Genomic DNA, 11,744 nt, shown 5'->3' with positions numbered 1-11,744 from the left:
ACGCACCCAACAGCCTACGGGGGCGGCGCCGTTGCCGGACGCCGCCCCTGGGGCTTGTTACCGCCTTGTGTCGATCACGACTCGGAGTCGGCGGAGTGGGCGCCCGGCTTGCGGCGGCGGCTGGTCAGCAGGAAGGTTCCGGCGCCCGCGGCGACGAGGACGGCGGCGCCGGCGGCGAGGTAGGGGGTGCTGGAGCTCGCGCCGGTCTCGGCGAGGTCGCCGGTGTCGGCGACGGTCTGGGTGGAGGGGGCGCCGGGGGCGGCTCCGCCGGTGGAGCCGCCGGTCTGGGAGCCCGTCTGGGAGCCGGTCGAGCCACCCGTGTGGCCGCCGGTCTGGCCGCCGGAGGAGGTGCCGCCGGAGGTGCCGGCGCCCGTCGTGGCGCCGGTGGTCGCGCCGGTCGTCGTGCCAGTGGTCGAACCGCCGTTCGTGGCACCGCCGTTGGAGGTGCCGGTCGTCGTGCCGCTCGTCGTGGCGCCGGAGGTCGAGCCGGTGGACGTGGCACCGCCGTTGGAAGCGCCGCCGTTCGTGGTGCCCGAGGTGGAGCCGGTCGTCGTACCTGTCGTCGTACCGGAGGTCGAACCCGTGGTCGTACTGCCCGAGGTGCTGCCGCCGTTGGTGGAACCGCCGGTCGTGGCACCGCCGTTGGAGGCGCCGCCGGTCGAGCCCGAGGGCTGCGGGGTGCGGCAACCGGCTTGCGCGAGGGTGATGTCGCCGGAGACGTCGGCGACGCCGAGGCTCAACGGGTTGATGTGGACCTTGAGTTGCAGCGCGGTCGCGGCGGCGGTGTTCGACGTGACGACCGTACGGGTCAGGTCCAGGCTGACCTGGCCGACACCGGCGACCTGGAGGTTCGTCGTACCGACCGCCTGGAGGTCGATCCGCCGGCCGAGCACGGTGACGCCCACGAGGTGCGAGGACGCGGTGGGCCGCTCGCCCACCCGGCAGGTGGCCGTGGAGGTCACCGCGTCGGCCTTGACGAGGGCGAGCAGCGGCAGACCCGGCACGTGGATCTGGGCGTTGACGAGATTCGCGTAGCCCTGGGCCTGCTCGTCGTCGGCGGTGGCCTTAGCGGTGGCGGCCGCGGCCCGCAGGATGCTGACCTGGCGCCCGGCCTCCACGCCGTGGCCGACGTCCACGGTGAGCGCGGTCTCGTCGGCGTCGGCGGGCGCCTGCACGTCGTTGAGCGAGATGTTCAGCGGCACGTCGACGGTCTTGTTGAGCAGCGAGACATCCAGATTCGCGCGCAGGACGGCCGCGGTGGCCGCGCCGCCGTCCTTCGAGCCGGCGGGCGCCGCCTGGACGGCCGGTGCGACGGCGACGGCGCCGGCGGCCGTGAGGGCCACGGCGGCGCCGAGAACGGCGGCCGAACGGCGTGCGGGCAGGCGGAAATTGCTGGTGCGGTGCAAGGTGGGACTCCCACGAGAGGTATGGCAGCCCCCGGCACGCGCTGATGGGGGACAGCGGCCGGGGACTTCGACCCGGCAATATTTACGCACTGAGAGTGAATTGACGGCTACCCGAAGCGAGTTCACCCGTACGGGTGGTTTTCGTCTCTTTGTTCACGCCCCACGGAGCAACCTATGCCCTTCCCTTCGACGCCCGGTTCTCCCAGGCCACCCCTTGTGGCGGTTCGCAGGGAAGCGCCCGGCCCGGTTGTTCAGCGGCCGGGTGACGGCGGCGTCCCGCAAACCCCGTGCAGCCACGCCTGGAGTGCGGTGTAGTCCGCGTCGGTGAGGCCCCTGCGGGGGTCGACGCGGTGGAGCAGGGCCGGGGCCCGGTGATGTGCGGACGCCCAGGCCCGATCGATGTCGGTGATCTCGTCGTCGACCCAGACGAACGCCCGCCCGGCCGCCCGGCCGACGAGGGCGCGAGTCTTCCAGTGCAGCCCGTTCCGCTCGTCCCGAGCGTCCGCTTCGGACGGCTCCGGCCAGACCATCACGGGCGACGGCGGGAGCCCGAGCCGCGGCGCGATCCACTCGTTCGCGTCGTTCCCCCAGGTCGTGGCCCAGATCAACTCGCATGGCAGCGCGGCCAGTTGGGGACCGTGGGCGGGGTTGATCCGAGCCAGCAGCGGATTCGCCCCGGCCCCGTACGCTTCGGGACCGGTCCGATCCGACGGATGCGGGTACGAGGGATATCCCTCCGGCGCCCCGAACGGGATCAGCGGTCCGTCGACGTCCAGAAAGAGCAGCGGTCGCCGCCCGGCATCGGTCACGCCCGCACGATAGCGACTCCCGAGGCCGTGGCACCCGGCCGAACAGAGCGCAGACAAAGGCGAGTTGGCGGTCGGTTGGGCGGGCGCAACGGCGTGACGGTCGGCCGCGATGTTCGCGGCCTCGCCACGGGCTACGTCAGGAGGGTGCCGCGGAGGATGATGTGGCGGGGGGCGGACAGGACGCGGATGTCCTCGCGGGGGTCCGCGTCGTACACGACGAGGTCGGCCGGCGCGCCCTCCGACAGGCCCTCGTGTCCGAGCCAGCCGCGCGCGCCCCAAGTCGCCGCCGACAGCGCCGCGTTGACCGGCAGTCCGGCCCGTACGAGTTCCGCGACCTCCGCCGCGATCAGGCCGTGGGCGAGGCTGCCGCCCGCGTCCGTACCGGCGTAGATCGCGATCCCGGCGTCGTACGCGTCGCGAATGGTGGAGTACCGGCGGGCGTGCAGGCGGCGCAAGTGGTCCGCCCAGCGCGGGAACTTGATGTCGCCTGCCTCCGCGAGGTCGGGGAAGGTCGCGATGTTGACGAGGGTCGGCACGATGGCGACGCCGTGCTCGGCGAAGAGCGGGATCGTCTCGGCGGTGAGGCCGGTGGCGTGCTCGACGCAGTCGATCCCGGCGTTCACCAGATCGGCGAGGGAGTCCTCCGCGAAGCAGTGCGCGGTGACCCGGGCGCCCTCCTCGTGGGCGGCGGCGATGGCCTCGGCGAGCGCGTCCTTCGGCCAGCAGGCGGTGAGGTCGCCGACCTCGCGGTCGATCCAGTCGCCGACGAGTTTCACCCAGCCGTCGCTTCGGCGCGCCTCGCGGCGGACGTACGCGGTCAGGTCGCCGGGCTCGATCTCGTGCGCGTAGTTCCGGATGTAGCGGCGGGTGCGGGCGATGTGGCGCCCGGCCCGGATGATCTTCGGAAGATCGGCGCGGTCGTCGATCCAGCGCGTGTCGCTGGCCGAACCGGCGTCCCGCAGCAGCAGCGTGCCGGCTTTCCGGTCGGTGAGGGCCTGCTTCTCGGCGGTCGCCTCGGGCACGGCGCCGTGGGCGTCCAGCCCCACATGGCAGTGGGCGTCGACCAGGCCCGGCAGCACCCAGCCGTTGACGGTCCCCTCCGCCTCGGCGGCGGGCCGCTCGTACGTGACCTTGCCGTCGAGCACCCACAACTCGTCGCGTACGTCGTCCGGTCCGACGAGCACACGGCCCTTGACGTGCAGCACCTCACCCATGCCCGCACCCTATCCAGCGCCGGGGGTGCGGCCGCCGCGCGGGGCCGGTCCACTGCGGCCGCCCACCGCGGGCCTGGGGGCGCGCCTTCGAGCGCCGAGCGGGCGCCACGTCGTGCCAGACGGTCAGCCCCATGTTTGGACCCGCCGCCGCACCGGAGTTGCTTGACTGGCCCATGACCTCCCCCGCGCTCGCACGGTACGCGGGTCCCGTGACTCGGGCCGCGCCGACGCGCGGCCGCGGGGCTATTCGAGGTCGTAGTCCGCGGTCAGTTGGCGGTCGGCGCTCATGAAATCGCGGGCGTACTCGGTGACTTGGCCGTGCTGGTCCCAGTAGTGGTTGGCCATCGTGAGCGCGAGGACGCCCGGGTCGACGCCCAGGAGCGGGGCGATGTCCGCCGGGACCGGGCGCAGCGACACGACGTCCCGTCGCTTCACCGCCCGGCGGCCCGTACGGTCCTCGATCAGCCCGAAGGTCATGGCGGGCAGCGGCTCGGCCGAGAGGAGTTCGGGCGCGGCGTCGGCCAACTCCCCCGACAGCCAGGACGTGGAGACAGCGATCACGCCCTCGTCGTCCAGATAGCGCCGTCGCCGCCGGACGACCGCACTGCCCTCGTCCACTTCGAGCGCGTCGGCGATCTCCCCTGTCGCGGGCAGGAGTTCGGCACTGATGATCTCGGCGCGCTCGCCGGAACGGAAGCCGCTTCCCGTGGTTCGCTGGAGTTGGAGCCGGTCGGGGCCGGGCGTGATCTTGCCGGGGACGCGTGCCACCGTCCCGATGCCGGGGATCGTCTGCGCGTAGCCCTCCGCCCGCAGGACGGCCGCGACCCGAGTGGCCGTCGCCACGGACACGGCCTCGTCCCGGATGATGTCGCGGACGGAGGGGATGCGGTCGCCGGGCTGGAGTTCGCCGCGCTCGATCCGCCCCTTGATATGGGCGGCGATCCGCCGATAGGGCGGCAGTGCGGGCGGGTTCCCGGACATGATCCCCTCCTGTTCTAAGGCACTTTAAAACACCACCTTGACCCCGATGGTGCTTTAGAACACTATAGAGCTGCCGGCATCAGAGCCAACAGACGAGATCCGGCACACCCGGCTCGACGTCCGGAAGCGGCGCCCTACCGCCAAGTAAACCGCCGCTTCCGCCCTCCTTGAAGGGACCACCATCATGTCACTCACCCCTGCCCGCAAGGCGCGGCGCGCGTCCGCCGCGCCTCCCCCGGCCCGCGAACAGCGGGCGCCCGTGGGGGTGTTTCCGCGGACGGATCTCGTGCCGTACATCGCGCAGTGGAGCGGGGAAGTACGGCCGGGGCCGCGGGTGGTGGCCCGGCGTCGCGGCGCCGGGATCGGGTACGCGGACGAGAAGCCGTACGACCGGGACAGCGACAGCGTCCTGTGGGCCCGGGTCCCGTCGATGCCGGGGCGGGGGCGGCCGGAGTACGGGCAGGTGCACGCCCTGCGGCAACGGCGGGCGATGGGCGAACTGCTCTGCCAGGTGTGCGGCGGGCCCGCCGACCGTGACGGCGACGGCGTGCTGTGGCTGCTGGGCGAGGACCCGGCCGACCCCGCGTCCTGGCCGTCCGACCTGCTGACCACGCACCCGCCGCTGTGCGTACCGTGCGCGGCCGCGTCCGTACGGGCCTGCCCCCATCTGCGCGGCCAGTACGCGGTGTTACGCGTCCGCCGCTTCGCCCTGGCCGGGGTACGGGGTGTCCTCTACGCCCCCGGCCGCCCGGAACCCCTCACCGTGGACACGGTCGGCGTCGCCTTCGACGACCCCCGTATCGCCTGGGTCCGCGCGGGCCAACTCATCATGCGTCTGCACGATTTCACCCTCACGACACTCGACTCGGCGACCGGCTGAACGCCGAGCGGCAACAGCGGCGGCGCGCTCGCCATGTCCGACGAGTCCACGGAACTCCGCTTCGTCGCGCCCGGCGAACTGGCCGCCCTCCCGATGCACCGCACCCAGCGGCTCATGATCGGCCGCGAGCGGCCATGGACGGGTCGCCATAAAAGTCAGCCATGAGAACGGGAGCGCTGCGTCCGTACGAGTGGCCGCAGGCGCGGCCGACGCCTCTTCGACGGCGTACGGAGCTACGTTGCTCGGCGACTCGCTGCGGTTCTCCCGGAAGGAACCCGATGGCCATCCCCGCGCTGGACCACTCGACGACGCGCTACTCCCTCCCGCACGCCTACTGGATGGCACGCGCGGCCCAACTGGCCACGCTGGACTCGGACGGCATCGAGGCGCAGGCCGCCGCGTGGGGCTTCGACAAGGTGCGGTACTTCGAGTCGACGCACGAGATGCCGTTCCCCATCGAGGACACCCAGGCCTACGTCATGGCCGACGACCGCATGATCGTCACCGGCTTCCGCGGCACCGAGGTCGCGAAGATCCGCGACTGGCTGACCGACGTCGACACTCCGCCCGTGCCCGGCCCCGCGAACAAGGGCTTCGTCCACTACGGTTTCCACCAGGCCCTCCAGTCCGTCTATCCGCGGATCCGGGACACCATCCAGGAGTTCCGCACCGACGGGCAGAGCATCTGGTTCACCGGTCACAGCCTCGGCGGGGCCCTGGCGATGCTGGCCGGCGCCCGGTTCTACTTCGAGCAGCCGCGACTGCTGCCCGACGGCGTCTACACCTTCGGCCAGCCCCGCACATGCGAACGGCTGCTCGCCGGCGCGCACAACACGGCCTTCAGGAACCGCTTCTACCGCTTCGTCAACAACAACGACATCGTCCCCCAGCTCCCGCCGGAGCCCGTCTACACGCACGTCAGCGCGCTTCGCTACTTCGACGCGAACGGCAGTCTCCACGAGAGCATGCCCCTGATCGCCGGGCTCCAGGACCGGGCCAAGGGCCTGGGCGCCGACCTCTTCGCACCCGAGACCGTCGGCGTCAAGGACCACCACCTGCCCAACTACCTGGCCGCCCTGGAGAAGAACCTCGCCACGTCCGCCTGAGCGCCCGCCCGACAAAGACCCCCCGCAGGCCGCCGCCTCGCCTCAGAGGTCGCCGACGTACAGAAGCCGGTCGGGCGAGTCCGGGCCGAGAGACGTGAGAACCCCCTGTGTGGCGGTGTCGGTGAGCCGGCGGGCGACCTCCTCGGGTGTGAGATTGGGGTCCCGCTGTTCGACGAGCGCGGCGGCGCCCGCGACATGCGGGCTGGCCATGGACGTACCGCTCAATGTCCGCGAGCCACCGCCGAGTCGAGCGGAGACGATGTCGACGCCGGGCGCGTACAACCCCACGCACGGGCCGTAGTTGCTGAATCCGGCCTGACGGTCCTGGCGGTCAACGGCGCCTACGGTGAGGGCCTTGTCCGCCCGGGCCGGGGAGGCGTCGCAGGCGTTCGCCGCGTCGTTGCCGGCGGAGACGACGGGCAGCACACCGCTGTCGGCGAGCGCGTCGGTCGCGGTGTCGATCGCGAGGGAGGCCGAATCGCCGATGGACGCGTTGAGTACGGCCGGGTGCCGGGCGTGGGCGGCGACCCAGTCGAGGCCGGCGATGGTCTGGGCCGTGGTGCCGTCGCCGGTGCAGTCCAGTACGCGGACCGCGACCAGGGACACTTCGCGCGCGACACCGTACGTCCTGCCGCCGATGGTGCCGGCCACGTGGGTGCCGTGGGAATGGCAGTCCTGGCCGTCGTGCCCGTCCCCGACGGCGTCGAACCCGACGGTGGCCCGTCCTTCGAACTCGGCGTTGGCGGTCTCGATCCCGGTGTCGAGGACATACGCCGTGACCCCGCGGCCGGTGCCGGTCACGCTGTACCGGCCGTCGAGCGGAAGGGTGCGCTGATCGATCCGGTCCAGGCCCCAGCTCCCGACGGTCGGCTCGGCCGCACGTCCCGCGCCCGCCGCGCCCGCCGCGCCTGCCGCACCTTCCGCGCCTTCCGCGTACCGGGTCCGCCCGGCTTCCCGGTTCAGCGCCCGTGGCGACGGTGTGCCGTCGAGGCTGACCGCGCTGTTCTCCTCGATGGCCGCGACGGCGGGCAGTGTGCGGGCGAGCCCCAACTGGACGGGGGTCAGGGCGGCGGCGAACCCGCGCAGCGCGGTGCCGTACGTGAACAGCGGCCTGACCCCCAGCCGCCCGAGCACCTCCTGCGGTGAGTAGGCGGGTTTGACCGTGACGATGTACTGGCCCGGCACCGCCCGGGCGGAACGCTCCACCGCGACCGGCTCCTTGCCGGACGCGGCCACCGCGCCGACCCCACCGACCATCGGAACAACAGCCAGCAGAGCAGGCGCCAGCCAACGCACAAGCACGCGCATGGACACTCCGTCGAAGAAGAAGAGGAAGGAATGAGGTAAGGGGTAAGGGCTACGGACAGACCGGACATGACGGCCTCTGTCCTCCCTTTCGGCGCGAGCCGCACGGAACTTGAGCACCGGCCGACCCCCAACTGCCGGTCGGAACCCCCAAGGTGTACGCCGCCGGACCCGGGCGCCGAGAGGTCCACCGCGTGGCGAGACCGCGTGGAGGGATTACCGCGCGGGCGCGGGGATGACGTCTCGCCGGGCGGTGACCGCCGCCCCGGACGGGTCGAGGCTCAGGAGGTCGCCGTGGTGGCGGCGGAGCAGCCGCTCGTGGGCGGCGGTGAAGAGTCGCCGTCCGGCCCCTACGGCCGAGTCGTCCCCGCCGACAGCCGCCGCGGGGAGATCGGCAGGCGAGCCCGGGTGGCCGATCGTGTGCAGGAGTCGGGTGAGGGCCTGCTCCCGGGCTTGGGTGGAGCCGCCGTGGTCGGGGCCGACGAGTTCTTCGTGGGTGAGCACGCAGACCGCCGGGTGCTGGAGCAGCCATTGGCTGTGCCGGGCTTCCCGCATGCCGGGGAAGCAGGGGTCGGTCAGGGCGAGGGAGATCTTGGCGTCCAGGCTGGGCTGGGCGGCCAGGATGTCGCGGTAGACGAGGTGTTCGGGCATCGAGCCGACCCGGTCGTGGGGCTGGGACAGGGCGCGGATCTGGCTGACGATCCGGTCGCGGAGGTCCCGGTGGTGGAAGACGATGGGCGGCCGGCCGCCGGCGTGCCAGGTACGCAGGAATCCGGCGTCGGCACGTCCGAGGTCCAGGCCGGTGAGGTACCAACAGCCCTGGCCGGGCAGCAGGTTGAGCAGTTCGGTGTCCGGCCGACGGGTCAGACGGGCCTCGGTGTCGGGGTCGACGGGTGAGGCGAGGGTGGTGGGCTGGCCCAGCCGTGTCCACCACACCCGCCACAGCGCGCCGACCGCCTCGTGGAAGGCGGCCTCCAGCGTCTCCCGGTCCGTTCGGTGCGGGTTCAGCAGGAGTGCGCCCCGGTCCGGACCGTGGGCGGCGGTCAGCAGCCGGTAGACCTCGCCGGGGCCGGGCTGTTCACCGCCGACGGCCGGGTCGCCGCTCATCGTGCCGTAGGAGGTGTAGCCGAGCGCGGTGGTGAGGTCGGCGAGCAGTGGGGTGCCGCTGCCGGGCAGCGAGACGACGATCATCTGGGGTACGGCCATGGCACTTCTCCGGAAGGAACGCGGGGCCGCCGGGCCCGGTCGCGGCCGACCGCCCGGGGCGACGGTGAGGGATCAACGAACCGCCGGGGAAGCGGCGTTGAGAAGGAGGTCTTCGTAGACGTGGTGGCGGCGCGTGCCGGTGCGGTGGTGCAGCAGCCCGGCCGCGCGCTCGTGTTCGCCCGCGTCGGCCAGCGCGCGGGCCAGCGTGTCCTGGATGATCTCGCGCTCGACCCGCACCCCGCCGATCCACTCCGTCTTCCCGCCCAGGCCGGACAGGAGGTCCACCGCCGTACGCGGACGGCCCTCGGTGATCTCCGCCAGCGCTAGGACGACGGGGGCCAGGGCGTCGCGGAATTCGGGGCGCGGGTCGGCGGCGGCCCTGCGGGCCAGGACGCGCAGGTCGTCGGTGGCGGCCTCCACGGCCAGGGCCAGCGCGAGGTTGAAGGTGTGGAAGACCTCCGCCATGCCGCCGGGCCCGGCCAGTAACTCCCTTACGTGGGCCGGGTCACTGCGGCCGGCCGGGGTCTGACCGGCCAGCAGCAGCCGCCAGTTCGTCGCGGCCCGCATTCCCACGTCCCCGCGCGCCAGCGCCGTGTCCGCCCGCCGGCGCGCGTCGGGGAAGTCGCCGCAGGCGATCGACTGGAGTGCGGCATGCCAGTTGAGGTGCCGCGACTGCACCGCGTCCGGGTCGGCCGCGAGCCAGTCGTCCAGGAAATCGGCGCCCGCGCGGCCCGTCCCGAGTTCGTGCTCCGCGTGGGCGAGGGCATGCGCGGCCACCCCCGAGCGGGGATGCGACTCCAGCGCCTGTACGGCCAGTTCGCGCGCCTCGCGTACCCGGCCCTGCTCCGCTCTTGTCGCGGCCAGCCAGCTCGTCCACGGCCAGCTCTCCGGGCCCGCGGACACCGCCTGTTCCTCGACCAGGGCGTCGCCGCGGGCACGGTCGGCGGGATCGGCGCAGGCGTGGAACGCCCCCAGCATCAGCCCGGCCACCTCGTCGGCGGGCCACCGGCCGAAGTGCGCCACCAAGTGGTCGGCGGTCAGCCGGTGTTGCCGGTGGGAGAAGAGGAACACCCCGTAGACCAGGGACGCTTCCCGCTCCCCGGCGGCCCGCGCGGCCTCGTGCGCGGCCACCAACTGCTCCTTGAGAGCGGCGTCGCCGAGGCTGTCGCAGGTGGCCAGGACCAGCAGCGCCCGCGCCACGCCGCAGTCCGGGGCCGAGGCCGTCCACTCCCGCAGCAGCGGCAGGGCCCGCCCGCCCAGCGCCAGCAGCTCAGTCACCGCCCTGTCCCCCACCGGCGTCTCCGCCACCGTGTTCACCGCCGCCCCGCCGGTCACCCCTCAGGTCAGACGCTGGAACCGAATACGGCGGTGCAGACGATGCCGCTGGAGCCGCAGTGGTTGCGCGGCAGGCTCAGCGGCAGCCCGGCCTGATTGCCGCTGCCCAACCCGCTGCCGGCCACCGTGGCGCCCGCGGACCGCACGCCGTGGTCCTGGTTGACGCAGGCGTTGCCGAACACCGCGTTGCCCACCCCGATGACGCTCGCGTGGGCGGCACCGGCCGGCAGCAGCGCGGCCCCGGCCACCGCGCCCAGCACCGCCGCCCGCACACCCGCCTTGCCCGCACCGCCGCCAGTACCCCGCAGGTCCGTGCCCATCGCGCTCCTCCTTCGTCCGGGATCGGGTCCCGGGTGCCGTATCGACCGTGCCCGCCGCGTATATCCGGTGATTCCGGGCCGTACCCGGACCAACGACTCGGCCCGCCGGGCGACACGGCGGAAACCCGTGTCAGTACGTCCCCGGGCTCCGGCGGGCGGGCGGGGGCGTACGACCGCGGGGGTCAGGCCGGGGTGAGGCGGGTGAAGGTGGCGCGGTAGTCGGAGGGGGTGAGGCCGACGCGGCGCAGCAGGTGCAGACGCAGGGAGTCCGCCGTGCCGAGGCCGCTCGCGCGAGCCACCTGGTCGACCGGGAGTGTCGTCGTCTCCAGCAACTCCCGTGCCCGCTCGACGCGTTGGTGCAGCAGCCACTGCAACGGGCTGAGCCCGGTCTCCGCGTGGAAGCGCCGGGTGAGCGTCCGCACGCTGACGCTCGCGTGCCGGGCGAGATCCGTGAGGGTGAGCGGCTGGTCGAGCCGTGTCATCGCCCAGGCGCGGGTCTCCGCGAAGGACGTGCCCGTCTCCGGCGGCAGCGGCGTCTGCGTGAACTGGGCCTGCCCGCCCGGCCGTACGGGTGCCACCAGCGCGAGCCGGGCGACGTTGTTGGCGACCGCGGCCCCGTAGTCGGTACGGATGATGTGCAGGCACAGGTCGATGCCGGCCGCGTACCCGGACGACGTGAGCAACTGGCCGTCCTGGACGAACAGGGCGTCCGGCTGCACGACCACCGACGGGTATTTCGCGGCGAGTTCGCGGGTGTACGTCCAGTACGTGGTGGCCCGGCGGCCGTCGAGCAGGCCCGCCTCGGCCAGGACGAAGGCACCCGTACAGATCGAGGCGACGCGCTTCCCGGCCCGGGCGGCGGTCCTCAGCGCCGTCAGAATGCGCGGGTCGGGGTCCTCGCCCGCGCCGCCCGTACCGGCCACGATCACCGTGTCGGCACGCTCGACCGCGTCCAGACCGCCGCGGATGACCAGGTCGGCGCCGCCGTTGGTGGCGACGGCGCCGGGGTCGGACGTGCACAGCTCCACCTCGTAGCCGGGGGCGCCGTCCACCTCGACCTTGGCGAAGAGCATCTCCGGCACCGCGAGGTTGAACATCGCGACGGGCGGCGCGGCGATCACGGCGACCCGGTGGGCGCGGGGGCAGGTGAAGGGGGGCATGGCCAGAACCTCCGGGATCATG

Annotated in this window: 12 protein-coding genes; 3 read left to right on the top strand and 9 right to left on the bottom strand. The window is 73.1% G+C overall.

Translation table 11 applies throughout. The features are described from left to right. Positions 1-74: 74 nt before the first annotated feature. The 4 genes from OHA30_RS28535 to OHA30_RS28520 all read right to left on the bottom strand — a co-directional run bounded on the left by OHA30_RS28535 (position 75) and on the right by OHA30_RS28520 (position 4,410). Entirely contained in the window at positions 75-1,406 is a 1,332-nt protein-coding gene (locus OHA30_RS28535) for an SCO1860 family LAETG-anchored protein (RefSeq protein WP_328916746.1), read from the bottom strand. A 251-nt stretch (positions 1,407-1,657) separates the two neighbouring features. Continuing rightward, entirely contained in the window at positions 1,658-2,215 is a 558-nt protein-coding gene (locus OHA30_RS28530) for an HAD domain-containing protein (protein WP_328916745.1), read from the bottom strand. Between the two features lie 131 nt (positions 2,216-2,346). After that, on the bottom strand, positions 2,347-3,429 hold the full coding sequence (locus OHA30_RS28525; protein WP_328916744.1) for an amidohydrolase family protein: 1,083 nt from the start codon (positions 3,427-3,429) through the stop codon (positions 2,347-2,349). 243 nt (positions 3,430-3,672) lie between these two features. Further along, entirely contained in the window at positions 3,673-4,410 is a 738-nt protein-coding gene (locus OHA30_RS28520; protein WP_328916743.1) for a GntR family transcriptional regulator, read from the bottom strand. A gap of 184 nt (positions 4,411-4,594) precedes the next feature. Here OHA30_RS28520 and OHA30_RS28515 point away from each other — a divergent pair, with 184 nt between their 5' ends. The 3 genes from OHA30_RS28515 (at position 4,595) to OHA30_RS28505 (ending at position 6,396) form a co-directional block, all read left to right on the top strand. Next, positions 4,595-5,290 carry a hypothetical protein gene (locus OHA30_RS28515; RefSeq protein ID WP_328916742.1) on the top strand — a complete coding sequence of 232 codons (696 nt, stop codon included), beginning with the start codon at positions 4,595-4,597 and terminating at the stop codon, positions 5,288-5,290. Positions 5,291-5,323: 33 nt separating this feature from the next. Then, positions 5,324-5,455: a hypothetical protein gene (locus OHA30_RS28510; protein WP_328916741.1), complete on the top strand. Its 132-nt coding sequence runs from the start codon at positions 5,324-5,326 to the stop codon at positions 5,453-5,455. A 113-nt stretch (positions 5,456-5,568) separates the two neighbouring features. Beyond that, a complete protein-coding gene (locus OHA30_RS28505; RefSeq protein WP_328916740.1) occupies positions 5,569-6,396 on the top strand; it encodes a lipase family protein in 828 nt (275 codons plus the stop codon). A gap of 42 nt (positions 6,397-6,438) precedes the next feature. Here OHA30_RS28505 and OHA30_RS28500 read toward each other — a convergent pair whose 3' ends face one another. The 5 genes from OHA30_RS28500 to OHA30_RS28480 form a co-directional block, all read right to left on the bottom strand. After that, complete coding sequence (locus tag OHA30_RS28500) at positions 6,439-7,704, bottom strand: S8 family peptidase (RefSeq protein WP_328916739.1); 1,266 nt, start codon at positions 7,702-7,704, stop codon at positions 6,439-6,441. A 213-nt stretch (positions 7,705-7,917) separates the two neighbouring features. Beyond that, on the bottom strand, positions 7,918-8,907 hold the full coding sequence (locus OHA30_RS28495; protein WP_328916738.1) for a hypothetical protein: 990 nt from the start codon (positions 8,905-8,907) through the stop codon (positions 7,918-7,920). Between the two features lie 72 nt (positions 8,908-8,979). Next, positions 8,980-10,185: a hypothetical protein gene (locus tag OHA30_RS28490; RefSeq protein ID WP_328916737.1), complete on the bottom strand. Its 1,206-nt coding sequence runs from the start codon at positions 10,183-10,185 to the stop codon at positions 8,980-8,982. A gap of 65 nt (positions 10,186-10,250) precedes the next feature. After that, on the bottom strand, positions 10,251-10,562 hold the full coding sequence (locus OHA30_RS28485) for a chaplin family protein (protein ID WP_328916736.1): 312 nt from the start codon (positions 10,560-10,562) through the stop codon (positions 10,251-10,253). A gap of 182 nt (positions 10,563-10,744) precedes the next feature. Then, entirely contained in the window at positions 10,745-11,722 is a 978-nt protein-coding gene (locus OHA30_RS28480) for a GlxA family transcriptional regulator (protein WP_328916735.1), read from the bottom strand. Positions 11,723-11,744: the final 22 nt, after the last annotated feature.

Source organism: Streptomyces sp. NBC_00223, from assembly GCF_036199905.1.
Lineage (GTDB): Bacteria > Actinomycetota > Actinomycetes > Streptomycetales > Streptomycetaceae > Actinacidiphila.
Note: the sequence above shows the minus strand (reverse complement) of the source record. Positions and strands in the feature narration are given on the sequence as shown.

What these genes read in the sequence shown, in the direction of transcription:
- OHA30_RS28525 (WP_328916744.1), bottom strand. Translation starts at nt 3,429, where the DNA reads ATGGGTGAGGTGCTGCACGTCAAGGGCCGTGTGCTCGTCGGACCGGAC.
- OHA30_RS28520 (WP_328916743.1), bottom strand. Translation starts at nt 4,410, where the DNA reads ATGTCCGGGAACCCGCCCGCACTGCCGCCCTATCGGCGGATCGCCGCC.
- OHA30_RS28515 (WP_328916742.1), top strand. Translation starts at nt 4,595, where the DNA reads ATGTCACTCACCCCTGCCCGCAAGGCGCGGCGCGCGTCCGCCGCGCCT.
- OHA30_RS28510 (WP_328916741.1), top strand. Translation starts at nt 5,324, where the DNA reads ATGTCCGACGAGTCCACGGAACTCCGCTTCGTCGCGCCCGGCGAACTG.
- OHA30_RS28505 (WP_328916740.1), top strand. Translation starts at nt 5,569, where the DNA reads ATGGCCATCCCCGCGCTGGACCACTCGACGACGCGCTACTCCCTCCCG.
- OHA30_RS28500 (WP_328916739.1), bottom strand. Translation starts at nt 7,704, where the DNA reads ATGCGCGTGCTTGTGCGTTGGCTGGCGCCTGCTCTGCTGGCTGTTGTT.
- OHA30_RS28495 (WP_328916738.1), bottom strand. Translation starts at nt 8,907, where the DNA reads ATGGCCGTACCCCAGATGATCGTCGTCTCGCTGCCCGGCAGCGGCACC.
- OHA30_RS28485 (WP_328916736.1), bottom strand. Translation starts at nt 10,562, where the DNA reads ATGGGCACGGACCTGCGGGGTACTGGCGGCGGTGCGGGCAAGGCGGGT.
- OHA30_RS28480 (WP_328916735.1), bottom strand. Translation starts at nt 11,722, where the DNA reads ATGCCCCCCTTCACCTGCCCCCGCGCCCACCGGGTCGCCGTGATCGCC.